Origin of the sequence: Psychrobacter sp. (assembly GCF_030454045.1) — a bacterium.
GTDB lineage: Bacteria > Pseudomonadota > Gammaproteobacteria > Pseudomonadales > Moraxellaceae > Psychrobacter.
In genome coordinates this window covers 21,563-46,722 of record NZ_JAKDJE010000013.1, presented here as the reverse complement: position 1 = coordinate 46,722, position 25,160 = coordinate 21,563, and the positions used below count along the sequence as shown (strand labels likewise).

General features: G+C 36.3%; 33 protein-coding genes. 30 read left to right on the top strand and 3 right to left on the bottom strand.

Going from position 1 to position 25,160, the window contains the following annotated elements; all coding sequences use genetic code 11:
* Positions 1-28 precede the first annotated feature (28 nt).
* Genes L0G63_RS04340 through L0G63_RS04330 form a run of 3 tightly spaced genes read left to right on the top strand, consistent with a single transcriptional unit; the run spans position 29 to position 977 of the window.
* Positions 29-364 carry a hypothetical protein gene (locus tag L0G63_RS04340; RefSeq protein ID WP_193009103.1) on the top strand — a complete coding sequence of 112 codons (336 nt, stop codon included), beginning with the start codon at positions 29-31 and terminating at the stop codon, positions 362-364.
* Positions 361-579 carry a hypothetical protein gene (locus tag L0G63_RS04335; protein ID WP_193009102.1) on the top strand — a complete coding sequence of 73 codons (219 nt, stop codon included), beginning with the start codon at positions 361-363 and terminating at the stop codon, positions 577-579. Before L0G63_RS04340 ends, L0G63_RS04335 begins: the two co-directional genes overlap by 4 nt.
* 17 nt (positions 580-596) lie before the next feature.
* The gene (locus L0G63_RS04330; RefSeq protein WP_301449529.1) at positions 597-977 is read left to right on the top strand and encodes an H-NS histone family protein; all 381 of its coding nucleotides are present in this window, start codon (positions 597-599) and stop codon (positions 975-977) included.
* A 17-nt stretch (positions 978-994) separates the two neighbouring features.
* Here L0G63_RS04330 and L0G63_RS04325 read toward each other — a convergent pair whose 3' ends face one another.
* The gene (locus L0G63_RS04325) at positions 995-1,528 is read right to left on the bottom strand and encodes a hypothetical protein (protein ID WP_301449528.1); all 534 of its coding nucleotides are present in this window, start codon (positions 1,526-1,528) and stop codon (positions 995-997) included.
* 304 nt (positions 1,529-1,832) lie between these two features.
* Between L0G63_RS04325 and L0G63_RS04320 the strand changes: the two genes are divergently transcribed.
* From L0G63_RS04320 to L0G63_RS04255, 14 genes are all read left to right on the top strand, one after another.
* The gene (locus L0G63_RS04320) at positions 1,833-2,120 is read left to right on the top strand and encodes a hypothetical protein (protein ID WP_301449527.1); all 288 of its coding nucleotides are present in this window, start codon (positions 1,833-1,835) and stop codon (positions 2,118-2,120) included.
* Complete coding sequence (locus L0G63_RS04315) at positions 2,117-2,623, top strand: hypothetical protein (protein ID WP_301449526.1); 507 nt, start codon at positions 2,117-2,119, stop codon at positions 2,621-2,623. Before L0G63_RS04320 ends, L0G63_RS04315 begins: the two co-directional genes overlap by 4 nt.
* 1 nt (position 2,624) lies before the next feature.
* Positions 2,625-2,933 (top strand): hypothetical protein, encoded by a 309-nt coding sequence (locus tag L0G63_RS04310; RefSeq protein WP_301449525.1) that lies wholly within the window; start codon positions 2,625-2,627, stop codon positions 2,931-2,933.
* A gap of 22 nt (positions 2,934-2,955) precedes the next feature.
* Positions 2,956-3,375, top strand: a complete 420-nt coding sequence (locus L0G63_RS04305; RefSeq protein WP_301449524.1) for a hypothetical protein — start codon at positions 2,956-2,958, stop codon at positions 3,373-3,375.
* Positions 3,376-3,397: 22 nt separating this feature from the next.
* The gene (locus tag L0G63_RS04300; RefSeq protein WP_301449523.1) at positions 3,398-3,781 is read left to right on the top strand and encodes a hypothetical protein; all 384 of its coding nucleotides are present in this window, start codon (positions 3,398-3,400) and stop codon (positions 3,779-3,781) included.
* Positions 3,782-3,890: 109 nt separating this feature from the next.
* Positions 3,891-4,184: a hypothetical protein gene (locus L0G63_RS04295; RefSeq protein ID WP_193007296.1), complete on the top strand. Its 294-nt coding sequence runs from the start codon at positions 3,891-3,893 to the stop codon at positions 4,182-4,184.
* An 18-nt stretch (positions 4,185-4,202) separates the two neighbouring features.
* Positions 4,203-4,721 carry a hypothetical protein gene (locus tag L0G63_RS04290; protein ID WP_193007295.1) on the top strand — a complete coding sequence of 173 codons (519 nt, stop codon included), beginning with the start codon at positions 4,203-4,205 and terminating at the stop codon, positions 4,719-4,721.
* Positions 4,722-4,784: 63 nt separating this feature from the next.
* Positions 4,785-5,510: a hypothetical protein gene (locus L0G63_RS04285; protein WP_301449522.1), complete on the top strand. Its 726-nt coding sequence runs from the start codon at positions 4,785-4,787 to the stop codon at positions 5,508-5,510.
* 77 nt (positions 5,511-5,587) lie between these two features.
* The gene (locus L0G63_RS04280; protein WP_301449521.1) at positions 5,588-5,779 is read left to right on the top strand and encodes a hypothetical protein; all 192 of its coding nucleotides are present in this window, start codon (positions 5,588-5,590) and stop codon (positions 5,777-5,779) included.
* 86 nt (positions 5,780-5,865) lie between these two features.
* The gene (gene ssb / locus L0G63_RS04275) at positions 5,866-6,444 is read left to right on the top strand and encodes a single-stranded DNA-binding protein (RefSeq protein WP_301449520.1); all 579 of its coding nucleotides are present in this window, start codon (positions 5,866-5,868) and stop codon (positions 6,442-6,444) included.
* 60 nt (positions 6,445-6,504) lie between these two features.
* Positions 6,505-7,227, top strand: a complete 723-nt coding sequence (locus L0G63_RS04270) for a DUF2786 domain-containing protein (RefSeq protein WP_301449519.1) — start codon at positions 6,505-6,507, stop codon at positions 7,225-7,227.
* Positions 7,228-7,535: 308 nt separating this feature from the next.
* Complete coding sequence (locus L0G63_RS04265; protein WP_301449518.1) at positions 7,536-7,787, top strand: hypothetical protein; 252 nt, start codon at positions 7,536-7,538, stop codon at positions 7,785-7,787.
* 20 nt (positions 7,788-7,807) lie between these two features.
* Entirely contained in the window at positions 7,808-8,284 is a 477-nt protein-coding gene (locus L0G63_RS04260; RefSeq protein ID WP_301449517.1) for a DUF2726 domain-containing protein, read from the top strand.
* Complete coding sequence (locus L0G63_RS04255; protein ID WP_301449516.1) at positions 8,274-8,702, top strand: hypothetical protein; 429 nt, start codon at positions 8,274-8,276, stop codon at positions 8,700-8,702. The genes L0G63_RS04260 and L0G63_RS04255 overlap by 11 nt, the downstream gene beginning before the upstream one ends.
* 807 nt (positions 8,703-9,509) lie before the next feature.
* Here the strand turns inward: L0G63_RS04255 and L0G63_RS04250 are convergent.
* Positions 9,510-10,433, bottom strand: coding sequence for an ArdC family protein (locus L0G63_RS04250; protein ID WP_301449515.1), 924 nt, complete (start codon positions 10,431-10,433; stop codon positions 9,510-9,512).
* Positions 10,434-11,425: 992 nt separating this feature from the next.
* The gene (locus L0G63_RS04245) at positions 11,426-11,851 is read right to left on the bottom strand and encodes a hypothetical protein (protein WP_301449514.1); all 426 of its coding nucleotides are present in this window, start codon (positions 11,849-11,851) and stop codon (positions 11,426-11,428) included.
* Positions 11,852-12,165: 314 nt separating this feature from the next.
* Here L0G63_RS04245 and L0G63_RS04240 point away from each other — a divergent pair, with 314 nt between their 5' ends.
* The 13 genes from L0G63_RS04240 (at position 12,166) to L0G63_RS04180 (ending at position 25,157) form a co-directional block, all read left to right on the top strand.
* Complete coding sequence (locus L0G63_RS04240; RefSeq protein WP_301449513.1) at positions 12,166-12,651, top strand: hypothetical protein; 486 nt, start codon at positions 12,166-12,168, stop codon at positions 12,649-12,651.
* Between the two features lie 11 nt (positions 12,652-12,662).
* Positions 12,663-14,870 carry a type IV secretion system DNA-binding domain-containing protein gene (locus L0G63_RS04235; protein ID WP_301449512.1) on the top strand — a complete coding sequence of 736 codons (2,208 nt, stop codon included), beginning with the start codon at positions 12,663-12,665 and terminating at the stop codon, positions 14,868-14,870.
* A 15-nt stretch (positions 14,871-14,885) separates the two neighbouring features.
* Positions 14,886-18,092 (top strand): MobF family relaxase, encoded by a 3,207-nt coding sequence (mobF, locus tag L0G63_RS04230; protein ID WP_301449511.1) that lies wholly within the window; start codon positions 14,886-14,888, stop codon positions 18,090-18,092.
* A gap of 137 nt (positions 18,093-18,229) precedes the next feature.
* Entirely contained in the window at positions 18,230-18,793 is a 564-nt protein-coding gene (locus tag L0G63_RS04225) for a lytic transglycosylase domain-containing protein (protein ID WP_301449510.1), read from the top strand.
* Entirely contained in the window at positions 18,768-19,016 is a 249-nt protein-coding gene (locus L0G63_RS04220) for a hypothetical protein (RefSeq protein ID WP_301449509.1), read from the top strand. Before L0G63_RS04225 ends, L0G63_RS04220 begins: the two co-directional genes overlap by 26 nt.
* Positions 19,017-19,093: 77 nt before the next feature.
* Complete coding sequence (locus tag L0G63_RS04215) at positions 19,094-19,462, top strand: hypothetical protein (protein ID WP_301449508.1); 369 nt, start codon at positions 19,094-19,096, stop codon at positions 19,460-19,462.
* Between the two features lie 50 nt (positions 19,463-19,512).
* A complete protein-coding gene (gene traL, locus L0G63_RS04210) occupies positions 19,513-19,806 on the top strand; it encodes a type IV conjugative transfer system protein TraL (protein ID WP_301449507.1) in 294 nt (97 codons plus the stop codon).
* A 4-nt stretch (positions 19,807-19,810) separates the two neighbouring features.
* On the top strand, positions 19,811-20,407 hold the full coding sequence (locus L0G63_RS04205) for a TraE/TraK family type IV conjugative transfer system protein (RefSeq protein WP_301449506.1): 597 nt from the start codon (positions 19,811-19,813) through the stop codon (positions 20,405-20,407).
* On the top strand, positions 20,346-21,089 hold the full coding sequence (locus L0G63_RS04200; RefSeq protein ID WP_301449505.1) for a type-F conjugative transfer system secretin TraK: 744 nt from the start codon (positions 20,346-20,348) through the stop codon (positions 21,087-21,089). Before L0G63_RS04205 ends, L0G63_RS04200 begins: the two co-directional genes overlap by 62 nt.
* On the top strand, positions 21,089-22,459 hold the full coding sequence (locus tag L0G63_RS04195; RefSeq protein WP_301449504.1) for a TrbI/VirB10 family protein: 1,371 nt from the start codon (positions 21,089-21,091) through the stop codon (positions 22,457-22,459). Before L0G63_RS04200 ends, L0G63_RS04195 begins: the two co-directional genes overlap by 1 nt.
* On the top strand, positions 22,452-23,252 hold the full coding sequence (locus L0G63_RS04190; RefSeq protein ID WP_301449503.1) for a DsbC family protein: 801 nt from the start codon (positions 22,452-22,454) through the stop codon (positions 23,250-23,252). Before L0G63_RS04195 ends, L0G63_RS04190 begins: the two co-directional genes overlap by 8 nt.
* Complete coding sequence (traV, locus tag L0G63_RS04185) at positions 23,237-24,013, top strand: type IV conjugative transfer system lipoprotein TraV (RefSeq protein ID WP_301449502.1); 777 nt, start codon at positions 23,237-23,239, stop codon at positions 24,011-24,013. Before L0G63_RS04190 ends, traV begins: the two co-directional genes overlap by 16 nt.
* Positions 24,014-24,017: 4 nt before the next feature.
* Positions 24,018-25,157 carry a hypothetical protein gene (locus tag L0G63_RS04180; RefSeq protein WP_301449501.1) on the top strand — a complete coding sequence of 380 codons (1,140 nt, stop codon included), beginning with the start codon at positions 24,018-24,020 and terminating at the stop codon, positions 25,155-25,157.
* The last annotated feature ends 3 nt before the right edge of the window (positions 25,158-25,160 follow it).

The window sequence follows — 25,160 nt, the reverse complement described above, 5'->3', positions numbered from 1 at the left end:
ATGATGATAGTGTATAGGAGTTTATATAATGGAAATTAATAAAATAAGTAAATCAATTGAAAATCCTAGCAAGGATTTTCCAAAATCATTTGAAGGTATTAGTGATAATGTTCTAATAATGAGTGAGCGTGACAGAGCAGGCTACGAGTATCTTGTTAAGATTAGAGGAAGGGGCGCGGTTGAAATGGCTGTGAACCACCTTGCAGGTAAACGAAAACCTTATGTTAGTAATATTGCAAAACTGATGTGTGTAACGATACCAACAACGATACAGAGAGAAGAGCTACCAGTTAGTGACGAGGTGGCGAATAATTTCTTGGAGCAAATGAAAAAAATGTTGAGTGAAGGAGGGTTGAATAAGTGATCAGTGAAGCGGCAAAAAATGCAAATGACAAGTGGTTAGGGAAAACTGTAGGGTGGAGCGTTAAAATATCCAACGAAAGCTATCCCTATGAGGCAGAGAAACTTAGTGAGCTGAAGAAAGAAAAAGGGTTGGTAGCAGAGTTATTTAGAGATTTTTTATCTAATTTAACAGACGAAGAAATTGAAAACGCAAGGCTCAATTTGGAAGTTGAATAAATATTAAAGAGGTTTCAGTGGAAAAATTAGACGAAGCGCAAGATTATCATAGTGAAGATATACCAACTATTAGCGGCTTAGATGTTGACGGCTTGAAGGTCAGTGATATTGATAACCTCATAATTAAACTTGATAAATTGAGACAGGAAAAGAAGGAAAAAGATCTTAAAGAAGCTTGGCGTAAGTTTGAGGGTACTGTCTTAGGGTTGGGTATGGATATTGATGAAGCTTTAGATATTTGCAAGGCTAAAGAAAGTAAGGCCAGTAGAGTGTTAAGGATAAAATACAAAGACCCTGAAAACCCTAAGAATGTATGGGCTGGAAGAGGTAAAACACCTAAATGGTTACGTGAGTACGAGGAACAGGGTAGATCTAAGACTGAATTTAGAGTGAAATGAGTAAGTTTAGAATAAACTTACTCTACTTCAATATATCTTTGAACACCAATAGAATCATATATATCTTTAGCTAAATCTGACCACCCAAAAAAATCTGTTAGGTCTTCAACCAATAAAACGTTTATAGCGTCTGTTTGGCCATTTACGGTTTTAGACAAAACCATATTACAGTTTTCTGTAGAGTATATTTTGAATGTGGTATCACCAGCACTCTTCTCTAAAATCAATGCACCCCTGAATTTAATATCAGGCTTATTCAGAGATTTCATATAATAATTTTGTATTTTGCTTTTTCTCTTCTGTAGTAACTTATCTGACAGCTTATTAATAATAAATATATCTTGGTAGCGTTTAAGTAGTTGTGACACTGCTTGTTCAGATACAGATATGCCGTATTCCTCACCAATGCGCTGACTGATCGTATTCCAACTGGCTATCTTACCCTCTATTGGATAGCGCATATTGAGCGCAAGCTCAAAAGAAGAGTCTGTTAATTTACTTCTTTTGTCTATAAAACGATTATCTGCATTTGGAACTCTAGTTTTTCTCATAATAACTAATCCATATTTTATAGTTAGTATTATAACATAGATAAAATTTATGTAATATATTAATAATATAATATAAATGATTATCTTTCTATGCTAATATTTATATATTAGTAATATAACCACTTTCGAGGCATTATGTTTACTACAGATAATAAAGGCTTAATATTACTATGCAAAATAGCATCTGTTGCTTTGTTGGTTATAGGAGTGTTGATGGGCTGGATCAGTTTGGCCGCAGCATTCATTATTTTTGTATGGTTTGCTATCGGTCTATTCTTGTATTCATGGTATTAGAGGTGGTGATTTGTTAGAAATGTTAGAGCAAAGGTATAGCTGGATACAAGACTATTTAGATCAATATATAGCGGTAGATGTATTGAACGAAGAATTTGTAATAGGCTACATTAATGAATTTAAACCTGATTATCAGGTTCGTTTGTTAGGAGCGCCTAAGTGTTCCCAACTAAGTAAAGACTTAGGCGCAATGTATAAAAAAGGAAAGTTAAACAGGTCTGCTATAGGGCTTCCGCTTATTGAACGAGGGTTTCCAAAATGGGTATATGTATATACGAAGAAGGAGTTAGACAAGTGAATAATAACAGTACAACGGTTTTTGAGGGCGTAGTATTAAAAGCAGATAGGGATAACTTTACGAAGCTAAGAAAAAAACATTTTCCTTCAGATAAAATTTTGGTGCTAGCGAAAGCTATTGGTTTGAATGACTTAGATATGGTTGGAGATATTGAGAGTGGTGACATGAGACTAGATGATAGAACTTACTCACTTTTTTTACTCGTTTGTGGCGAACATCCAAGTTACCAATTGATAGACAAACAAATCATAAGTAATAGTGATTTGAAAACGCCACTTGCAATCAAGCCGCCAGCCACAGGCGAAGAGATAAAACAATATAGAGAAAATGCTAACGCTATGCGACAGGGGAAAATGGCATGGTTGTTAGGTCTATCAAGTAAAAAGTATGTTTCTTACTACGAGAATAAAGAAAAAACAGGAGTGTCACCAAGCATTCAGTGTTGGACTTTATTTTTATTGATCATAAATCAGCATAGTTTTTTTAGATTGAAAAGAAAATAGTTTGATTAATATGCAAGGGTTAAAGATGGCAAAATGCGGAGAGTTGACGGTAGCTATTAAGGCGAGATCTACAGAGTTATTGGGTTATGAGGTTAAAAAAGAAGAGCTTGCATTCATGCCTTATCTTAGTCATTTGATAGCTAACAATATTAGTCTTAACAATCTTAGCGATGAAGAAGAGATTGTTTTGGAAGAACTGAAATCTAAAGGTCTTGTAATACAAAGTAAGCGACTTCAATGTACTTTTGATTATTGGGTGGCTATGCAAGAAATATGTTACATAGCTTATATCGACCATTCAAACAGATAAATAAGCTACAGGAAATGTTGTAATGGATAGAGAAAATGGTGAAAAAGTAAAGATAGTTTATATGGGAAAACGTATAAACGATAATAAAATCTGTCATTTATACGGACATTATGAGAGTCTTGAAAGAAGCTTTTTCGTTAGAGGAAAGCTTGGTGAATATGGAGTAGGGGCTATTATAGAAGTTTTTGATCATGGCAATTACTTCAAGCCACCTTATATATGTATTGGTAAGATTAACGATGTGGTTAAAATTGCCAGTTGGGAAATAGAGCATATATTAAGTGGCCAGCAGAAACAATCACAACAACATTGGAAAAAGCTAGAGAACAGTGAATATGAAAGGTTGGTATCTAAAATCAATAACATAGTTTCAAGTCTTCCTTCTAGTCAAAGAAAAGCTTTTTTGTTCAGACTAATAGCAGATATTGATTTTAAGGGATGAGTATATAAATCTTCAGGGGAATATGATGAATGCTAGAAGAAGGGTTATTGAAAAGCTGAATAAAGAGTTTGGTAAAGCGATTGGAGGTCAAATACCAATATCACAACCTATTAGAAGCCATAGACGGAAGTATAAAAGTCAGGGAGGATTGTCATGGTACTTCCTATCAAATCTACCTAGTACAGATCAAAATAATAAGAATATCTACTATTCTGATGATGAATTGCGTGTTGATAGTAACGCTTGTAATGTTGGCAGTGTCTATACAATGACGCAACTACTTAGTAATCAGAATTGGGTTTTAGTCAAAAATTTATCAGATCGAGGGGCATTAGACATATATTTTGCTGATGATGTATCAGGAGAGTTGTGTAAGGATAATATAGTATATCCAATTGGAAGTTAAACTATAAACATTTTAAAAGTAATATAGTACACTTGCAAATGTTAGTCATATTATATATAATAGGTTTTATGAGGTCGGCAAGGTGCTGACCTAACCAACGGAGAAAATCATGTCAAAGTTTAAAAAATTGTCACCAAGACAGCAAGCTAAGTTGGAAAAATTGAAACTAGCTTTTTGCAAGGGGTTTGGTTGCGAAAGACGTTTAGCTGAAGAGTTAGCAAGTAGAAGTGTCGTGGGGGAGTTTGGAAGCAAAGAAGAGTTTGTAAGATTATGGCTTGAAACAAATAATGAAGCTTGGAGAGGGTCTGATCCTAAAATGCTGAAGAAAGTAGTTGATGAATTGTTTGGCCGTTTCTACTTATTCGTAGATGGGTTTGTTTTTTTTGATCATTGGGCTAAATAACAAAATAAGGTGAAGATCATGAGTTGTACAAAAAATAATTTTGACGTGGCTACTTGGCAATCGGTAGTTGTTAATGCTGATGCTAATAAATTCATTGAAATTAGAGAAGATTTTGGCAGTCAAGAATTGGTGGCAGATATTTTAGGGTTGAGCAATCAGAGTTTAATATCTAAGTATGAAAATTTTGAATCAGATATTGACGATAGAGTTTATACGTTATTTCTACTTTTTACTGGTGAGCATCCACACTACCGACTGATGAATAGACATAGTGAGGATGAAGTCTTTGACAATGAAAATGTACCGTTAATAGTAGGACAACCTAAAGGATCTGAGATCAAACGTATTAGGAGTCTTACAAAGCTCAATCAAACTGATTTTGCAAAACTTTGGGGTAGATGCACAAAGGGCGATATATCTAAGTACGAGAAGGGCGAAAGACATATCACAAGTCGATCATGGGCTGTTATCTTATTGGCCACTAACCAGCATCCAAATTATTACCTAATACCTAGAGATAGTGAGTTGGTAGGGTGATAAATTATTTGCGTCAACGCAAATTAAATTGGTTTTATAATCGAAATGAACTACGGAGACACAATGGATAACTCTGAGAACAATGATGGGTATAGCAGCAGCAAGCGCCTTACTGAATACTTTGAAGCTGGGTGTTTATGCTTGATTGTAGGAAAGATTGATCAACCTAAATCTACCAATCTTAAAGAAAGGGCTGATTATTATATGGATAATTGCAATTGTAGTAGGCATCCTGAAAGTGCAAAAAGAGATTGTTGGGATAAAAAAGTAAAAGTGTCTAATATAGAAATAGCAAGCAATAGGTTGGATTATCAAGAAGAGCGTGAACAACAGATAGTTGCCGCAGAGGAGGCATGGTTTAACGATACCTATTCTCATGAATCTAGGAAAGCGTTTGGCCTTGCTAATGCTTTTATCGAAAAAGTGTACGCTAAACATAATATTTGGCTCGAAAAACACAAGACCCAAGATGACAGAAGGGCTAATAGCGATAAAATGTTAGGTGATAACGCCTATGAAATAAAGATTACTGAAGAATATATTCATAAAACCGACTTCCACTCGATAGATGTAACTCTTTTCCAAGAAAATAAACCTTATATTCTACTTTATTGCCAAGCTCGAAGTGGCGTAAAGAGAAACGAGATATCCATTAAAAATATCTATATTCATGAACCTGTGATTAAGAGTCGTGTGAATGAAGATGCTTTCATTTTACCCAATGCCGAAAGTTTGGTTATTAAAAATATAGTTAGCAGTATGATTGATTATAGCCTTAGTTTTAGATAATAAAAATATTAAACTGGCTTTATCAAAAAAAACAGTAAAGGTTGATACTAGCTGTTAACTACAAAGGTGAACTTTAGATGTCAAACTTAGAACTTAGTGATGATGAAAAAATTCTAGTTAATAATCTGCTTGTAAGGTATGGGCGTAAGTTATCTTCTGATATCAAGATAGCTGATGATAATGGTGTTCCTGATTACGAAGAATACTTAGATGACAAAGCAGAATATGAAACTGTAATTAAGTTAATTGAGAAATGGAATGCTGTATAAATAAGCGAATAAATGTTTTCTATTATATAAATATTAATGTATAATATTTATTAAATTTAATTAACTTATTAATAAAAGGTTTAGTTATGAGAGGGATTAATAGAGTAGTAATAGCAGGTAATTTAGGTGCTGATCCAGCAGTCAAGAATTTTAATAATGGCGGCAAGGTGGTTAATTTATCTATTGCCACTCAGGAATACTGGATAGATAAAAATAGTGGTGAGCAAAAAAAATCCGTTGAATGGCATCGAGTAAGCTTATATGACGGGCTTGCTAATGCGGCAGAACGATTTCTGAAAAAAGGCAGTGCTGTATATATTGAAGCTAAGCTGAAGACAAGAAAATACAAAGATGAAGATGGTAATGATAAATACATAACAGAAATTCGTGGTTATGATCTGCAAATGTTAGATAGCAATAAAAAAGAAAATGATAATAGTAATGCTAGCACAGTACAGAATAAGCCTGAAGAAGATGCTTTTGATGATGGCTTTGATGACGGCTTGGACGATAATAAGCAAGAACAAGTAACTGAATCAAACGAAAAGGTGGATGGTCAGACTGAATATAAAGAAGGTGAAGAAAAACTAGAAACAACTAAAAAAGAAGATACCGTTGATTCTAATGAAGAGGTTGACGTGGACGATATATTGGACGATTTTTAAAATCGGTAATTAAAGTTAGCGGAGAAAGATATTGATTCACTAAATAGGATTTAGGTGACAATGACTATTAAAGATGAAAATGACCGCCTAATGAAGCGCATTAAGCATTGTTTGGCTATGGCATCATCTAGCAATGAGAATGAAGCGGCCACAGCGTTGAGACAAGCTACTAACATGATGAAAAAACATGGTATTAGTGAAGAAGATATGCTGATGGCAGATATCACTTATTCGACAAGCAATACCAAGCTACCAAGAACGGCAGTGCCTTCTTATATTTGTAGATTGTCTGGAATGGTAGCGCGTATGTTTGGCTGCAAGCATTATTACAAATATGATTATGAAAGCGATAAATATAAAGCGTGTTATGTTGGTTCTAACATTCATGCAGAAATAGCGTCTTATGCGTTCGATGTTTTATCTAGTCAGCTTAAGGATGCGCGTAAGTTATACCTGAAGAACGATCTTAGGCGTGTCAGAATTAAAAAGAATAAATATTCACGCGCAGATAGGTTTTGCATGGGCTGGGTAAAAGGTGTTGAGTTATTAGTAGGTAATATTACCCCACCAAAAGCTGATATCAAGCTTATAGAACAAAAAATGCAAAGTGACCTTGGAGCATTGAGCGTTACTAAAACAAGTAATACTGGCAGCAATGCACCACGTACAGGTAGCGTTGACGACTATATGCAGGGGTATATAGCAAGTGATGACGCTGAGCTACATACGGCTGTAGGGGCAGATGAAGCTAAAGCGATGATTGAACAAGATATGGCCATCTAAAAAAGGAAGTGTAAGATGAATAATCATAAGTTGAGTATATTTAGTTTAGATCGAAAGACAGTATTCATGTTTTTATTCATGATTTTTGAAATAATAGTCATGCTAATTCTATTTTCTTTATTGATCAAACTAGATGTAAATATTGAAGGCTTTAAGAGTAAGCTGTCAATATCAATAGTTTTTGTTGCCTTGTTTTTTACATTGGGTTTAATGTATGACAAGCTTGATCGAAAGTTTTTTGGATATGCTTATCCAAAAAGATGAATTGTATGTGTAGGTAATGGGCATTAGAGGATAGGGGTAGTGGGATGTTCAAGATAAAGATTTTCAATCGTTATTATGACTTTGCTTATGTATCAAGCTTTATTGAGGTTGCAGGTCTTATGATATTGGTATTTGCTTTATATAAGAGTAGTTTAATGCGTGATTTTGATAATGCTATGGTAATTGCAGGAACAGTTACAATGACTTTAGTGTATCGTACATTTTTTTCTGTTGCTGAAGGCAATATTAAAGATGTTTTGTATAAGAAAGGCATTTTAGAAAAGAAAGAATTTTAAATACTGAAGGTGAGTTTATTGTGTATATTTTCATAGCATTGCTGATAGTGGGTTGGGCGATATTCTTTTTTGTCTTAACGGATGGAAAAGTGCCAAAGAAGAAAAACAAAGAAGTAAGCGATGAAGTGAAGAGTTATGGAATTACCAGCAAAAAACTAATGACTGAACGTGAAAAAGCTATGTTTAAAAGCATGGAAAGATCTTTGCCTGAATGTTATATATTTTCACAAGTATGCTTAGGGGCGATACTAGACGCGCCATACCAACACAGAGGTAGGTTTGCTCAAAAGATGGCGGACTACGTGGTTACTGATGATGAATTTAATATATTGGCTGTGATTGAGCTTGATGATAGAAGCCATATCGGTAAAGAGAAAAAAGATGCCAAGCGTGATGAAATGGTAGAAGCTGGTGGCCATAAGGCATTGAGATACCCAAATATACCGCCAAGAAAAGAACTGAGACAAGATGTTTTAGGAGAGGTGTATGAAGGTTGATATTGAAGCAGATAACAATGAATTAGAAACCCAGTGTGAAAAAGTAGATGTAAAAGTAGAAAAGGTTAATAGAAAGTCACGGCATTTTGCATTGGCAATACTATTATTTATAGTTTTCCTAATAGTGGTATTAGGCGTGGTTTTTGTGGTTGAAGACGATTATGGCCGCTTTGAAGAAAATTATGATTATGAGGTAAATAGCGATAATAGTTGGAAAAGGAATAAAATAGACTTAGGAGACGCTTCTTTTCATGAGCCAATTAGTATTGACGAGTCTTATGTGTCGATTGATGATTTAGAACAGCAGGTTGAGCTAAGTAAAATTGGTGACAGTATATATTTGATGCCTAAGCGAGATAATAGTGTAGATGTTTATGAGAATGGTGAGAACCAATTAATTATAAAAATAAGAAATTAATATAAGAAATAGCAGTCTGTCGGACGGGCTTTCCGTTCCAATGCCGTATCATTGCGACTAAGGGTAGCTAAGCATAAAATTGTCTCATTCGAGCCAATTTTAAGCAAGCTTCCCTAAGCCTCAACGCTACGTCATTTCCACTGCAATCCCTGACAGAAAAGACAAAAGCGGATCAGTGCAGTTAGATAGAGTGGGGAGTAATTAGAGTTAATGGCCACCACCACCTAGCCATGATTATAAATACAGTTCACTACTTGCTGTCAATGGCCGTTTGTCAGCTTTTTAATTAATTGGCTTGCGAAAAGATGCAATCAAATTAATTAAAAAGCATCGTAATGCCCTAGTGGGGCATTACTTGCCAATCCGTTGCATGACAGCAGTAGCAAACTGCTTTTCTTGTGGCTATGGCGGTAATGTCCGAAGTTGTGTTCAGCAAAAATAGATAGGCTATGAGAGGGCGTAGGGTCGCGCAAGTGAAGCGGTAAGGGTTCAAGCTGGTACTGGTAGCAGCAGGGCAATGAGGGGCTAACATGGCGATGTTAGCCCCCTTTTTTTTAAATATCTTCACGGACGCAAGCAGAACATAAGCCTTCATTTCTGTCTAGCTGTGAGTAATGGCTGGGGTTGGAGCAAGAACGGCAAGGATAATAATTTGGGGTGTAATCGTGAAATTCATTATCAGAATTTAGATTTTCATTTTCAATATTATTATTGATGCTATACATGGTTTTTTTCCTAAGTTTAATTTATTAATAATTGAAAGGGCGAGGCGGTATTTTACCGCCAAGCTGTGCCGCACTGGATAAGTTAGGCTACATTGCTTTTTATATCTTCTGACTTGTTAAGCCAGTTATTGATAATGAAATCAGATGCTTTTTGAGCGTCAGCAGCAGCTTTGAAAATAGCTTTTTTATCAGCTTTTAAAACCTGAAGCCATGAATCTAAATAACTGGCATGATTTGTTAAGGTAACATTTAATAAGTCTAATTCAGCACATAAAAAAGCCGCGCCTAATTCTGCTACAAGCTCTTCCTTGGCATAGTCAGAATCACCAAATTTTTTACCGCTTTTTCTATCTAAGCGTTTAGGTGAGCCAGTTCCATGAGTTAATTCATGAAATACTGTACTGTAAAATTCTGCTTCATTAATAAACGTTTCTTTAGGTGGTACTTGGATAGAATCATAAGAAGGGGAGTAAAAAGCACGATTGCCACCTTCTGTTATTTTGATATCCGTATTTTTTATAATCAATTGCGCTTTTTCGTTTTCTTTAAACTCAGTAATAACAGAATCAATTTGACCGCCTTTTACTTCGTAGCCTTCAAGCTGTGAGACATTAAAAACGCGGAATGACTTCAAGAAAGGAATGTTTTCGACTTCTGTATCACCGTTTTTATTTTCTTTTTCTGCTTCAAAAGTTGAATAAAAAACCACTTGCGTTGATTTTTCACCTTTGCGAACTGGTGTACCGTTTGCTTGCGCTTGTTTGTAGGTGAACCAAGTATTTTCAGGGTAGCCGCCTTCAATGTAAGACAAGCCAAGTATTAAACGGTTAACACCATTATATTGTTTGCCAGTTGAACCGCTTACAGGGGTAAAAGGTGCATCTTGATTTTCAGTTGATACCCAACCTTTTTGCCAGCTACCAGTACCGCTTTCGATTAATTTAATAATTGAATCGGTCACATCTTGATAGATATCTTTTTTAGCAGACTTTTTAAACTTTGACATGATTTTCTCCGTTGGTTAGGTCAGCACCTTGCCGACCTTGTACCTAATATTGTATATAATATGACTAACATTTGCAAGCGTTAATTACAAAAAGGTGAAAATAATTTTCCGTATTTTCGCAAAGCGAAAATACGGTTCGCTGGGGCAATTGTTTCACAATTGCCATACCGCCATTTTGATTTTATCGAATATTAAAAGGTGCAGATATCCATGAGGCGTTAAGGTAGCCGTTTAGCTAACGAAAAGATGTTAGCTAAACGGCTACCTTAACTAACACAGTCACGGACTATCCAATAGCTACTAGAATGCCATAAAAGGACTGTAGAAGCGTTCAATTCTTAAAATGGTAGTAAGTACAGTGTTATTTATTAAGGCGAAATGGTGGAGCTGTGAAGCTAAATTACAGGGAGAAAATAGGTAGTATCAGGTGAGTGTCTAGCAGAAATATATTTCTTAAGATTATTTTGCTACTAATTTTTATACGAATTATTTAAAGATAATTTAATTGACTCATATTAAACGCTGGATGAATTTATTGTCACTGTAGTATGGTTGGGTTAGGCTGTATTTTAAGAGGGGTTGTAGTGGATGCTGTGGCGTTTAAACTGCTTGTTTTGGAATTGGACGAGCAAGTATTCTAATAAATATTTTTTGGTGGTAATGGTTAATAATTATATGGCTGTCGGACGGGCTTTACGTTCCAATGCCGTATCATTGCGACTAAGGGTAGCTAAGCATAAAATTGTCTCATTCGAGCCAATTTTAAGCAAGCTTCCCTAAGCCTCAACGCTACGTCATTTCCACTGCAATCCCTGACAGAAAAGCTAAGGGGGATTTCATGAAAATAACGGTAAGGCTGTTATTTTCATGAAATCCCCCCCCCACGCAAGATAACAACAATGTGCAAGAGCAAATATTAAAAGCTATTAAAAAAACCTTCAAAAGATAAATAAAATTTTATTACATGCACACCTATGAACAAGCAAACAAGATCAGGAGAATACTTCAGCAACTTCAGAAATTTTCTCTTCCCACTTAGAGACAGATACTTTAAGCAGACCCTTAGATCTTAGAACTTTCAAGATATCCTTCTCATTTTTTTCCTTCTGCTTTCGCTTCTGAATTTTATCCTTCTCTTTAAGCTTGCGTAGCTTTTCCTCAGCATCAAGAATTTGCTTTTCAGTAGCGGATAATTCTTTAGTAGGTTTTTCTTTTGTAGGGGCAGAAGAAGCATCATTAGAATCTTGATTATTGGAAGGATCAATGTCGCTACTGGAATCAGTATCGTTACCAACATCTGAAGAAAATCCACCAGCAACTTCATTAGAGGTATCAGTAACAGAATTATAATTTTCACCGTTGTTAGAGTCACCAACGTTTGAATTATTTTGAGATAAAAAAGTAGAAGTATCGTTCATGATTAACACCAATAAAGTTTAAGTTTAGGGTAAATACTGCTTCCGCAGTATTGGCAAGTTTAACAAAATATTTGCTAAAAATCGAAGTAAAAGTATATCGGGAATAATAAAAAGATAAAAGCGAAAAGAGTCGTGCCGACGGCAAAAGATTAGTTCACACACCATGCAACTGGTTGCAAACGACTTAAAGCCACGTATAATAAGGCTTTCACTGTGTAACGCGCCTCGTTACGTGCGTTACACAAAAGACAAAAAAAACCGCTATAAGCCTTTATTTTAAAGGCTTTCACTGTGTAACGATAGGATTTTAAAATATGGCTGCTAGAAAACATTTAGCGTTTAGGGTTGAAGATGATATTTACCGTCTTTTAAGGGAGAATGCTAAGACAAGTGGTGAAAAAGATTTCACTTCATATCTGAAATCATTGATAATTAGAGGCTTGATGGCTGATGTGGAAGAGCTTTATAAAAACGCTGTAAAAAACTCAGAAACAATCTATGAGAATGCGTTGTATATAGCTAGAGATAGTGAGAAAAAAGCTAAAGAAGAAGAGTATAATTTACTATTATCTAAGATTGATGAGTCGAGATCTTATATTGATACTCAAGTGAATTTGATGGTCAATATGTGTTTTTCTGAAGGTGTGGATAGAGAAAAAATAGAACGATATTCTAATGATGTTGATGAAGAAAATGACGTTTCAACTAAAGCTAAATTCGTTAATCGTCTTGCCGTTGAGCTTGCTAGAGCGAAAGGGTATGACGGAGAAACTATCAAAGGTTGGGTTAAAAAAAATTAAGGGGTAATACTGTGTCAAGACATAATGAAGGCGAAGTAATGAACTTCACACGAGGTTCAGAAATTTGGATGTATCAAACTCACATGTTCATCATTGCGATATTTAATGCACTGCTTTTTGGAACAATTGTGTGTATTTTAGTTGGATGTACTTACTCTTATTTTAAGACAGATAGCCTTCAAAGAAATCATGGTTTTAATTATTTATATTCGCAAATGATGATCGCTGTCAATATGGATAAGGGCGAAGCTGACATAGATATTGGAGATAGAAAAGTAAAAATACCTATGGTGGATGTTCCAAAAGTAACAGAAGCAAAAGGTAGCCAAGCTATAACAATTATGAAAAATGGGTTTAAATTAGGCGGTCTTTTTGGATTGGCTTTAACCATATTTACGACAATATATTGGTGGCAGTATGGGCGTGGACAAATGGCTGATTCAAGATTAAGGGGATCGGAAAAAGTAGAGAAAGAAACGCTTATTGAGTTACTAGAAAGTGAAGGTGTTGCGAGTGATTATAGCATTGCAGATGTACCATTGGTTAAAGGAACAGAGCCACTAAATATTGCTTTAACAGGGGCGCAGGGTGTCGGTAAATCTCAAAACTTCCACAGACTTATGAGGCAGGTTCGAGCAAAAGGTAAGAAGGCAATTGTATATGATCCTAGTGGTGATTTTACAAAAGAGTTTTACAGAGAAGGGAAAGATATCCTTATGAATCCTTTTGATAAAAGAAGCCCTTCATGGAATGTGTGGAGTGAAATTGAAAACAGAATGCACTATGAAACAATGGCAAACGGTTTGATACCAGCGCCATTGCCAAGTGAAGTTCCTTTCTTTGCTGAAGCGTCAAGAATGATTTTAAAAAACGTTTTTAAGCTGCTTCATGATGAAAAAAGAACAACTAATAGAGACTTAGTAGAAGCACTGATTGAGGCTGATTTTTCTGATGTGGTTGACCTATTAGAAGGTACGCCAGCAGAAAAATATATGTCTGAAAAGTCTGAGAAAACCGCTTTAAGTGTACTCATGACAATGCAAAATAAGCTTGAATGTTTTGAATATATGAGTGATGAAGGTAAGCCTTTTTCTATTAGAAAATGGATGAAAGATGAATCTGATGACTCTTGGATGATCATTAGGACAAGCGAAGAAGCTAAAGATGTTTTGAAACCTATTATGTCACTTTGGATCAATACTATTATTAAAACAACATTGACTCTACCACAGACAGTAGGTGATGAAGATAAAGATAAAATTTGGTTATTTATTGATGAATTGCCGACACTACAAAAGCTTGATGATCTTCCTCTATCTTTAACAAACACACGTAAATATGGTTTGGTTCACGTACTAGGCTTTCAGGATTTTAACCAAATTTACAAGCTGTATGGTGAATACGATGCTAAGACAATTTTGTCAGGTTGTCAGACTAAATTACTCATGCGTGTTACTGATGACTCTTCAGCAAGTTCAATGGCAAAAGCATTGGGCGATGTAGAAATGGATGAAAAAGAAATATCAAGATCTATGGGTGTTCATAGTGCAAGAGACGGTGTGAGTTTCTACGGCAGACGTAACGTTAAAAATCTAGTATTAGGGTCAGAAATTCAAAATTTAGACAATCTCGAAGGGTTTATTAGTCTTGCTGGTAACTATCCAATTGCTAAAGTTAAATTTGATTATACACCTTCACCTGAGAACGCTAGTCCAATAGAATTCAATGATAGGTTTGATATTAAGCCTACGAAAAGTAGTACAGAGAAAGTGTTAGAGAAAATCAAAAGTGACTTAGAAAATGAGGATAGTAAGTCAGTAGAGGAAATTGAGGATGTTGATGACTTCTTACCTTTTGTCGGTAAAAAATCAGTAAAGAAAGAAGTACAACCAGTGGTAGAGGAAGATGGATTATTAGATACAACAAACGAAGTGAAGGTAGAAGTTACTGAAAAACCTAAAGAGAAAATTGAAATATCGGAAAATGAAAATAGTGATTTTGCGTTAACGCAAGAGGAAGAAGTCACAACAGATAGCGCAGAAGAAGCGTTTGCTAACGCTTCTCTATCTAAGAATGTTTATGAAGGTATTGGCATAAGCCATGATGAAAATGATTACAGTGACTATAACAGTGATGATGAATTTGATTTTGGCTTTGAAGTACAAGATGTGGGATTTGATGATAGTGATGAAGTCGTAGATGCAGGTAAAAAGGGATAAGTGTCGGAGAAGGTTATGCTAAGCGTTTCAAATGTAAGTAGTGCTGGTCAGGGTATGAGTTATTATGCAAGCGATAACTATTACACACAATCAGAAGGGGTTGAAAATTCATCTTGGCATGGGGAGGGGGCTAAAGAGCTTGGCTTAACTGGAAAGATTGATAAAGAAAATTTTGAGAATTTATTAAACGGAAAGGTTGAAGGTCAGCAGCTAGGTAAATTAGAAACAGATGAAAACGGAGAGAAAGTTTTTAAGCATCTTTCAGGTATGGACTTAACCTTTTCAGCACCTAAATCAGTATCCATTATGGCAGAGATTTTTGAGGATGAAAGAGTAAAGGAGGCTCATAAGGAGGCGGTGAATGAGGTGCTAGATGCTATTAGTAAAGAAGCAATTAGCACAAGAGTGATGAAAGATGGTGTGATGACGCAGGAGAAAACAGACAAGGTTATTATCGCTAAATTTGATCATGATACCAACAGAAACCAAGATCCAAACACACATACACACACTTTAATATTAAATGCAGTAAAAAGTGAAGATGGAAAATGGAAGAGTATAGACAATAGAGAGTTATACGCTTCTCAACGTCTTTACGGAGCGATGTACACCAACAAGCTTGCAGAAAAAATTCAAGGGCTTGGTTACGATATTGCCATCAAAGACGACAAAGGAAATTTTGAAATCAAAGGTGTTTCTGATGAAGCTATTGATAAATTTTCTAGTAGAAAAAATGAGATAGATGAAAGATTAAGTGAAATGGGTTTAACTAGGGAAAGTGCTAATGCTTCTCAGCGTGAAACTGCAACCTTGGCCACAAGAGAGAAAAAAGTTGATCTAGCACATGACCAATTAAGAGGGGAATGGCAAAAGGCGGCTGAAAAAGTAATGGAGGTAAAGGGGGAATCTATAATTCAAGGATCAATAAATAAAGAAAGTGATCAGTCTAAAAATACACAGTATGAAGGTGTTAAAGGCGCGAAAGAAGCGACACGTTCTGCTTTAAAGAATCTAACAGAGCGTGAAGCGGTGGTGGATGCAAAAGAGCTAAGACAAAGAGCTTATGAGCGCGGTGTAGGGTCAGCTACAACTAAAGATATTGATAAGCAACTTGGGGCGCTTGAAAAGGAAGGAGTGATTCTAAAAGTTAATGAAGGGGAGGTTACAACAAAGGCGGTAATAAACTCAGAGAAGTGGACGATTAATACGATGACAACAGAGAAAGATGTTATCGAAAAGATTGTTGATGAAGATAGGGTGGTGGATCATATTATTTCTTTTGAAGAGAAGCAGGGATTTAAACTAAAAGAAGGACAAGCAAACGCTGTTAAAGATATTTTTAATACCAAAGATAGGTTTGTTGGTGTGCAGGGATTGGCTGGTACTGGTAAGACAACCATGCTTCAGGTTGTTAAAAACGTAGCAGATGAACATAAAATTCCTGTTAGGGGTATGTCAGGTACTAAGAAGGCCGCTAATACTTTGATGGCTGAATCAGGCATTAAAAGTCAAACTACAGCTTCGTTTATGCTTGAAGGGAGAAAGGCGCAGCGAGAGTGGGATAAGGCACTCAAAGACAATCCTGATGCAAAGAGAGAAAAAGAGATTTGGGTAGTTGATGAATCTTCTTTTGCTGGTCAAAAAGATCTGAATACCATAGCCGATTTAGCAGTAAAAGCAGACGCAAGGGTTGTTTTCATAGGTGATAAATTACAGCTTCAAGCGATTGATTTTGGTAAGCCCTTTGAGGTTGCACAAGAAAAGGGAATGCAAACCAGTGAAATGAAAGATATTAATAGACAAAAAACAGAGCAGCTTAAAACGCTAGTTGCTACAACACTAGGTAATGAAAAAAACTCTCTTGAAACTACAAATATAGAGAGAGCTATGAAGTTTATGCAAAAAGAAGGAATGATTGTTGAGGTTAGAGAAAAGAGTAGAAATGAAGATGTGGATTTAAAAAGTGATGGAGATAACCAAAAAACTGACAGCCTGATTTCTCTTGTAGATAGGTATTTAGAAATGTCGAAAGAAGAAAGAGCAGACACTAAAATCATAACCCCTTTTAACAAAGATAGGGTGGCCGCTAACGATCTTATACGTGAGGGATTAAAAGATAAGGGGGAGGTGGGAGCTAAGGACGAAACAGTAGCTATATATAAAAGCACTGGAAAAACCAGTATAGAAATGAATGAAGCTTGGCACTACAAAGAAGATGAAATTGTAGTTTTTGGCACTGATGTTCGTCACCTTGGTATAGAAAAAGATGAAGCCTTTAAGGTTAAAGGTCTTAATGAAAATAGAACAACAGTGCATTTGGAGCATGAAGATGGGCGTGAAATAGAATGGAATCCTGCTAAGCGGCATAGGGCAGTTGTCTATAAAGCGGAGAGTATCGGGTTATCTGAAGGGGATCAAATACGCTTTACAAGGAACGATAGCGACAATAGGTACACAAACAATATGGAAGGCTCAGTAATAGGAGTCGATGAAAACGGCAGTATTAAGGTGGCCACAGAAGATGGTAAGGAATTAACCCTCAATGATGAAGATAAGTACATTGATCATAATTACACGTCAACAGTATATGGATCACAAGGGTCAACCTATAAAAACACATTCTTATATGTAAACGTGGGAGAAGATTTAAGTGAAAATGAAAAGAAATCTATGAGCAATGTAGTGGGTGATCGAATGCTATATGTTGCAATTACTAGGGCAAAAGAGAACTTTAGTTTATATACTCCTAATGCAAAAGCGGTGGAAGACGTGGTGAAACTAAAGCAAGACAAGCGGTTTGCTTTAGGTGATATGGAAAAAAATAAGCAAGAAAGAACGCAGGAGATTTTGGATAAAGAGGCAGATAAGGCAGTAGATAAAGCAATAAATGATGAGGGTGTCAAGAAGAATTTAAACAGAAACAATGTAACTAATAATATAGCTGATTTACTCAAAAATAGGCAACAAAAAGCGGTTAATTCTATCGAGAATGAAGAGCCAAGCAAGAATAAGTCATTACAAGAATTAGTAAATGGCAACTTGCAAAATATTGATAATCGTGATTCAAAAAACCCAGTAGTAAGTGACGCTAGTGGCAATAAAGCACAAGAGAAAGAAGGGCAAAGTGCCGAAAATATTAGCTTTAAAGATAAAATATCGGCTTCTTTAGACCAATCTCAGCCTACCAAACAAAGAGATATAGATGATCAACTACAGCTTTAATATTTAGTTAATATTATTAGGTTAAGTAAATGCCAACCTTATAATATTATTTCTTTTTTTATTAATATTTAGGTGGTAATTTATGTTTGTTCGTTTATAATAATAGACACAATCAATTGCAAAACTATACAGTCATCATGAATATTAAAAAAATATTAACATTATCATCTTTGATGTTTTCTAGCATTTGTGTTAGTCAGTACGCTTCTGCTACTTGTTGGAGCAAAGCAGGTGGTGACTATAATATTGACCCATTGTTATTAATGGCTATTGGGTGGCAGGAGTCAAATGGCCGCACAAATGCTGTGGGTAGCTTATTAAAAGATGGCAATCGAGCATTAGGGTTAATGCAAATTAATACCATCCATTTACCTGAGCTTGAAAAGTTTGGGATTAAGCGTGAACACTTATTTGAGCCATGCGTTAGTGTGATGGTAGGGGCTTATGTATTGCGTGATTGTTTAGATACATTCAATCAAGACACTTGGAGAGCTGTAGGGTGTTATTACGGTGGTAAGTATTCAAAAGCCTACACAGCAATGAGTAAATACTCTAAGAGTGTTAGAAGTCATTACGAAAACTATCAGATTATGTTTAGAGGCCAAAATTTTGCATATACCGCAGCCAGTACACAAAATACTCCCCAAAAATCGCCAGCTAATAAGTACCGCAATATTGAGTACATTTTTTTTGATCAATAGTGGTTGCGCTCAAAAGTCGGTCGGTTGGCATTATTCAGGTGAAACGTCCTTAAACTCACCTTCTCCTATTTCAGCATATGTGGAAGTCACACAACAAAAATTAGATGGTAGTAATAGCCAGTTTGTGACTTGTGAAAGACCATTATGCCCTATCTATCAAAAGAAGAATTTAGAGCATGGCGTTGATAGAGGTGGCAAGGTTGCTGTCATTGTTTCTCATTAATTAAAAATCGCGGTAGGTATTTTTTTAGCCCTAGCCTACTGAGATTAAATAGATAGGGCTTTACATAAGGAAGGTATATGGATAAGTCGGTAATGGGTATTGATGTGGACTACGCCAACAAACAGTTAGCGCTAAAAAGCAAGCAATACGGAAAGGCTATTTTAACGGCCATCTTGATAGTGGCATTTATTGCAGCAGCAGTTGATATTGCTGAAGCAACTACTACTGGTGCTGGTAACACTGAGTTTGATGATGCCGCTGACAAATTTGAAAGCTGGATCAAAGGCAACTTAGGTAAAGCGATCTCTTTTGTTGCTTTGATGTTTGGTGCAGCGTTTGCAGCCGTTAAAAAAGACGGTACTTATTTTGTTTTTGCTATTTTCGTCGCGATTGGTATTCAAATTATTGTTGGTATTATCAACTCTTCGTTTACCGCGCTGGTCTAAACTGACTTTGAAAGCCAGTTTATTTTTTTAACCGTTAGAGGCTACCGCTAGTGATAGAACCTGAAAACCATGAAGTGCCAACACGTCTTGATGACAAAGGTAAGTTTTTATTTTTTGATTACGATGTGGCTATGATCTCATTGTTCCCTTGTGCGCTAGGAACAACAGCAGGTCATTTTTGGTCAATATTAGGGTTGGCTTTAGGTATATTCCTAGCGATGGGGTATAAGTCATTTAAAGCAGGTAAGCACGATAAAGCGGTAGCCCATCTAACTTATTGGAAGACTGGTTGGCCAAAACCAAAAAAGCTACCCGAGTCTCACAACAGAAATTTTTACGGTTGATCTTATGCTAGTACAAGAAGGAAAAGCGACCATTAGTGAGGCTAGAAATGAAACCTCATTTTTAAAAAAAGTGCTACTAATTAGCATGGTCTTAAATATAGGGTTATTAGCATTGATAGCTGTAATTGTGATAAGAGAACGAACGATTATCACACCCCCTATAGTCACAGGTAAATATATCGTTAGTGGCGCAGTCGGCAACGAGCAATATATTGTCGATATGGCTGAGTATGTTATTACCACACTACGAACGATCAATAAAGACAATGTTGATAACAACAATCTTATTATTCTGAGAATGACACGACCTGAATCAGTACCAAAATTAAGAAGTGTTTTGGACGCACAGGCAAAAAGAATAAAAGAAGAGGATATCACTACTGTTTGGTCAGGATCGACAATGCCGCCAAAAGTGATCGTAGATCAAAATACTGTTTATCTAACAGGCGTATTGAAGACGTACTTTTCAAATAAATTGGTTAGTGAGCAACCAAAAAAATACAAAATCAGTTTTAAAATGTCAGGTATAGGAAAAATTTATGTTAAAAGCGTGGAAGAAATCGACATTAATAATGGTAGCGATGGCGGTGCTGGCAACTAATGCTCACAGTGAAATTGAAGTTGTGGGTTCTGAAAGCCAAGTCGCAGAAGTTGCAATATCACGATATGAGCAAAACCTCATTGAAATTAAAGACCGTAAAATAAGTTCTGTTATTCCGTCTGTTAATGGATCTTTAGCTTATCAAAAAGACAATACCAATGGCGTTCTTTATTTCACGCTTGCAAATCCAAACTTTTTAGGAACAATCTCCGTTTTTGTGAATGACGATGAAGGAGAGCGATACAAGTTGATACTTGTTCCAACGCAGCAAGCCGCACAAGAAATCATCATTGTACCACCTACTAGACCATTAGATGATGGTAGCAGCGGTGTAGATAGCTTGGATCTAAAAGAAAAAAGCGGATCATATATTTATGAAATTAAAAGAATGATGTTCGATCTTGGACGCGCTGGTAATGGTGAAAATACGCAAGATGTGATGAATAAAATAGTGGTAAATCAAAAAATACCATTATGGAAGCAAGCAGATTTGGTATTGGCTAATCGCTACGACAACGGAGTGTTGATGGGTGAAGAATACTATATGACTAATACAACCAGTAAAACATTGGTAATCAGAGAACAAGAATTTTACCGCAACAACGTACTGGCAGTTAGTGTAGATAAACTTAACCTTGAGCCAAATGAAACAACAATAGTTTATGTGGTGAGAGGTAGATAATGAGTGCAGTCGATCAAAATAAAGAGCGTAAGAAAAAACAGCTTGTACTTGGTGGTACAGCATTAGGCTTGATCACTATGGTTGGGCTTGGGTCAATGTTCATGCTAGATAGTGAAGAAGCACAAACACCAGCAGATGAAAGTCAGGCAGTAGATTTGCAAGATGTAGGCGGCATTGACAATCAAGATTCGTGGCGGCGAACAATGGGAGAGCAAGAAGAAGAAAGAAGTATGCAATTAGCAGACTTGGAAAGAAAACTTGCTGATCAGACACAAACTAACGAGCAAATGCTGTTAGAGCTAAACGCCATGAACCAAAGGATTAATGAGACACAAAACCAACCACCACAAGTTATTGAGAAAGTCACTAGAGTTGAAGTGCCAGTACCAAGCAGATCAAACAACAGCAGCAATTATGGATCTTCAAACCAAGGAGCATACAACACCAGTAGCGGATCAGTATTGCCAAACCCAAATCAGGCTAATTCATCGCCTAGTGGATCTTCAAGTGGGGCTTCAGACGCGCTAGCAAATTATGCGAATAGTAATAATGGCGGTGGATCAGCACAACAGCCAATGCAAGCGCAACCACGAGAAGTTGAAGTGATTAGTTTTGATATTCCCCAAAAATCATCAAAAAGCACTGTTCCAGCAGGAACAGGTAACAAAAGTGGAAAGACAAACTCAACAGCTAGCTTTATTCCATCTACCTCATTTGTCGCAGGCACTCTTTTAAATGGTCTTGATGCACCTACAGGCGGTCAAGGTCAAAGCAATCCGCTACCAATAGTTTTACATGTAAATAACCTTGCAAATTTACCTAATAACAGAAAAGCCAACATTAAAGATTGTCGGTTTTTAGGCGCGGCTTGGGGTGATTTATCTAGTGAGCGAATGATGGCTAGAATTGAATCGCTGTCTTGTATCATCAATGGGGTTTCTTATGAAATGCCAGCTAAAGGTTACATTATTGGTGAAGATGGTAAATCAGGCATGAGAGGACGATTAGTTAGCAAGAAAGGTAAATCTATTGGTTTATCATTCTTAGCAGGGGTCGTAGGCGCAACAGGTAGCGCAGTGCAACAAGCAGCAGGTAGCACAACCTCATTAGGTGGCTTAACCAGTACAAGTATAGATGGGGGAGAAGTCGCTAGAGCAGGAATAGGGGGAGGCGTTGGCAAAGCAGGAAGCGCACTTTCTGACTACTATGTGAGACAAGCTGAAATGCTATTTGATGTGATTGAAATTGATGCTGGTCGAAAACCTGAAGTATTAGTGACTTCAAGTATCCAATTCCCTGATGGTGTGGAACTCAAAGGCAATTCTAAAGTTACTACCGCTAGACCTAAACGGAGATTAACAGATGATTAAAAGTAAAGAAGGCAAGCTTGGCGCGGTAGGCGTTGCACTTATTGGCACAATGGCTGTAACAGGTGCATTTATTGCTCATGCTGAAAGCACTGAGAATAAAAAAGTAATTGTTGAGGACGCAAAGAAAGAAGTTGCGTTGACGCAAAAAAAAGTCAATATCGCAGAGATTGAAAAGCAGATTAAAGGTAAGTACCCATCTACGCAAATAAAATCTGTAGAAGAGTCTCCTATATATGGCATTTATGAAATAAGTATGGGTAACAATATTGCTTATACAGACAAAGAAGGCAGATACTTTTTGTTTGGCCATGTGTATGACATGCACACCCAAACAGATTTGACCGCCAGTAAAGTAAGTGCAAGCAGCACAGAAAATGCAAAAGCGGAATGGCCAAAAAAATACTTAGATCAGGCGCTAGTCATCAAAAAGGGGAATGGTGAAAATGTGTTCGCTGTCTTTACCGATCCTAATTGTGGATATTGCCAAAAGTTAGAAGTTGAGCTAGACAAGCTTGATAACGTGACAATTTATAAGTTTATTATTCCCATGCTTGGGAATAAAAGTGAATCAATAAGTATTTGGTGTTCTGAGAATCCAAAGCAGACACTTAAAAACAAAATGTTGAATGGTAAAGGCGTGGTAATGGCCAGTTGCAATAATCCTATTCAAAAAAACCTTGATCTTGCTGAAGAAATGGGGATTAGAGGCACACCATTTATGATCAAGCCTAATGGTATGAGTAAGTACGGTTATACAGAAATTAATGAATTAAAAGAATGGGTATTGCTATGAAGAAAGTGTTTATCGTTACTGCTATTGGATCATTCTTAGGTTTATCAGGTTGCGCCAGCTTAACTGGTTTAGATGCTGACAGTAACTTTAGCTGTGCTGCTCCTGAAGGGGTTAGTTGTGACTCTATGGGTGGCGTGTATGCCAACATGGGTAAACATGGTGGAGTTAGCGCAAAAGACAAAAAGAAATCTGATTATAGCTATTTGGGTGGTGTAAATTACGCTGAAAGAAACAAGGCTGGTACGGACTCATACGGAAGGCGACCGATGACGTATGGCGTAAATAGTGGCATACCTATAAGAACAGAGCCAAAGATAATGAAGATTTGGGTAGCGCCTTGGCAGTCGGTAGATCGTACTCTTTATGATCAGTCATACGCATACATAGTTGTCGATTATGGCGATTGGGTACTTGCTCATAATAAAAACAACATTATTGACGAGTACGCCCCAGTATCAAGCTCAGTGGTTCGCAATAGTGCCTCAGAAGATCGAGTCATTAATATTCCAAAAGTTAATAATGTTGGCATAACGGCTGATGAAGATGCTTTTACTAAAGAGTCTAATGAGACTGGTTTAGACGATGACAGTTTCAAAGACGTACAAGATAAAGCATTAACGTCAGGATATTCAGCAGCTAGAAAAGCTTCAGATATTGCCAAGGCAATACAAGAAAACCCTGAAGCTTATAGTAAAGAGATTTCAGGAAGTATTGATGAAAACCTATTAGAGCAATATTCAATTAACGCAAACGGAAAGTGATCAAATGGCTTTTGATTTTGTCGGACAATTAAAAAGGACTATAGAAAGCTGGCTTTTAAGCGATAACTTGGGATCTAGCAACTATACAGATGCAAATATCGCTAATAGATCTTTTGTTGAAAGTTTTGGCATAGAAGAGATGTGTCTAATAGAAATGTATGATGATGAGCAAGGTGTGTACTTCACACCTTCAATCATTGGGAAATGTTTAAGCTTCAAGAAAAAGAATATAGACGGTGTTTTTTTAGAAGAGTTGACAGGTTTAATTAAAGACAAATTACCAAAAGGTTATGGTGTTCAAATATTTAGCTATGGATATAAAGATAGTCTTGAAGGCCATGAATTTTTACTTAGCGTATCTTGTAGTGGCGGTATTGAAAAAAAAGAAGAGATTGATAGTTTAGTAGAAACTTTTGACGGTATTGAAAGTAGTATCAAAGATATTGCAGACGACACCTTCAAGGTGTCACCTAGTTTTTTACTAGACTATATAAACAGAATATTTTTCCCTGAAGAACAGTTTACAAGTGTGGTTTGCCCATATTACCAAAATGATAAGCTGATTAGAGAGCAGCTTATAAAAAGTGAAGATACAGTTGAAGTCTCTTGTAAATCAGATCGCATTCATTATTTAAATAAGAAAACAAATAAAAGCTATTCATCATCATTATTAGGTGTACAACAATACCCTATTTTGAAAGATGAACAAAGGCTGGATGTAGATTTTTATAACAATGTGTTAAAAGGTGAAAATACTGAGAATGATCCTGAAATCATAATGGTAAGTGTTGGGGTCTATAACCCCAAAGAAGAGTACAAAGAAAAACCAACCGTGTCAGAGATTATGGGCAACAAGATTGGTGTTTATAGTTTTATATGTTGCTTCTCACAAAACGATCCTAAAGAAAGGATATTAGACAATGTAGAGAAGGTAAAGGACAAGCTAAGCCATATAGACTATAAGTATTCTGTTATTAAGAACAGACAGCTTGGCGCACTTAGTATGTTCATTCCACTACACCTTGATAGTAATATCATCAATCAGATTGAAAAAATGAAGGTGCTACATAGAGTAAGCGAATTAAGTAGAACGGACTTTCTACCATTACTTTTTTGCCTCAACCAAGATAAAGAAAGCGAGTAATCT

Excerpts from the sequence above, each read along its gene's own strand:
- L0G63_RS04300 (WP_301449523.1), top strand. The coding sequence starts at position 3,398 with ATGATGAATGCTAGAAGAAGGGTTATTGAAAAGCTGAATAAAGAGTTT.
- L0G63_RS04290 (WP_193007295.1), top strand. The coding sequence starts at position 4,203 with ATGAGTTGTACAAAAAATAATTTTGACGTGGCTACTTGGCAATCGGTA.
- L0G63_RS04240 (WP_301449513.1), top strand. The coding sequence starts at position 12,166 with ATGGCTGCTAGAAAACATTTAGCGTTTAGGGTTGAAGATGATATTTAC.
- L0G63_RS04265 (WP_301449518.1), top strand. The coding sequence starts at position 7,536 with ATGTTCAAGATAAAGATTTTCAATCGTTATTATGACTTTGCTTATGTA.
- L0G63_RS04255 (WP_301449516.1), top strand. The coding sequence starts at position 8,274 with ATGAAGGTTGATATTGAAGCAGATAACAATGAATTAGAAACCCAGTGT.
- L0G63_RS04285 (WP_301449522.1), top strand. The coding sequence starts at position 4,785 with ATGGATAACTCTGAGAACAATGATGGGTATAGCAGCAGCAAGCGCCTT.
- L0G63_RS04280 (WP_301449521.1), top strand. The coding sequence starts at position 5,588 with ATGTCAAACTTAGAACTTAGTGATGATGAAAAAATTCTAGTTAATAAT.
- ssb (WP_301449520.1), top strand. The coding sequence starts at position 5,866 with ATGAGAGGGATTAATAGAGTAGTAATAGCAGGTAATTTAGGTGCTGAT.
- L0G63_RS04180 (WP_301449501.1), top strand. The coding sequence starts at position 24,018 with ATGGCTTTTGATTTTGTCGGACAATTAAAAAGGACTATAGAAAGCTGG.
- L0G63_RS04205 (WP_301449506.1), top strand. The coding sequence starts at position 19,811 with ATGCTAGTACAAGAAGGAAAAGCGACCATTAGTGAGGCTAGAAATGAA.
- L0G63_RS04195 (WP_301449504.1), top strand. The coding sequence starts at position 21,089 with ATGAGTGCAGTCGATCAAAATAAAGAGCGTAAGAAAAAACAGCTTGTA.
- L0G63_RS04270 (WP_301449519.1), top strand. The coding sequence starts at position 6,505 with ATGACTATTAAAGATGAAAATGACCGCCTAATGAAGCGCATTAAGCAT.
- L0G63_RS04250 (WP_301449515.1), bottom strand. The coding sequence starts at position 10,433 with ATGTCAAAGTTTAAAAAGTCTGCTAAAAAAGATATCTATCAAGATGTG.
- L0G63_RS04305 (WP_301449524.1), top strand. The coding sequence starts at position 2,956 with ATGGATAGAGAAAATGGTGAAAAAGTAAAGATAGTTTATATGGGAAAA.
- mobF (WP_301449511.1), top strand. The coding sequence starts at position 14,886 with ATGCTAAGCGTTTCAAATGTAAGTAGTGCTGGTCAGGGTATGAGTTAT.
- L0G63_RS04225 (WP_301449510.1), top strand. The coding sequence starts at position 18,230 with ATGAATATTAAAAAAATATTAACATTATCATCTTTGATGTTTTCTAGC.
- L0G63_RS04190 (WP_301449503.1), top strand. The coding sequence starts at position 22,452 with ATGATTAAAAGTAAAGAAGGCAAGCTTGGCGCGGTAGGCGTTGCACTT.
- L0G63_RS04215 (WP_301449508.1), top strand. The coding sequence starts at position 19,094 with ATGGATAAGTCGGTAATGGGTATTGATGTGGACTACGCCAACAAACAG.
- traV (WP_301449502.1), top strand. The coding sequence starts at position 23,237 with ATGGGTATTGCTATGAAGAAAGTGTTTATCGTTACTGCTATTGGATCA.
- L0G63_RS04295 (WP_193007296.1), top strand. The coding sequence starts at position 3,891 with ATGTCAAAGTTTAAAAAATTGTCACCAAGACAGCAAGCTAAGTTGGAA.
- L0G63_RS04325 (WP_301449528.1), bottom strand. The coding sequence starts at position 1,528 with ATGAGAAAAACTAGAGTTCCAAATGCAGATAATCGTTTTATAGACAAA.
- L0G63_RS04340 (WP_193009103.1), top strand. The coding sequence starts at position 29 with ATGGAAATTAATAAAATAAGTAAATCAATTGAAAATCCTAGCAAGGAT.
- L0G63_RS04200 (WP_301449505.1), top strand. The coding sequence starts at position 20,346 with ATGTTAAAAGCGTGGAAGAAATCGACATTAATAATGGTAGCGATGGCG.
- L0G63_RS04245 (WP_301449514.1), bottom strand. The coding sequence starts at position 11,851 with ATGAACGATACTTCTACTTTTTTATCTCAAAATAATTCAAACGTTGGT.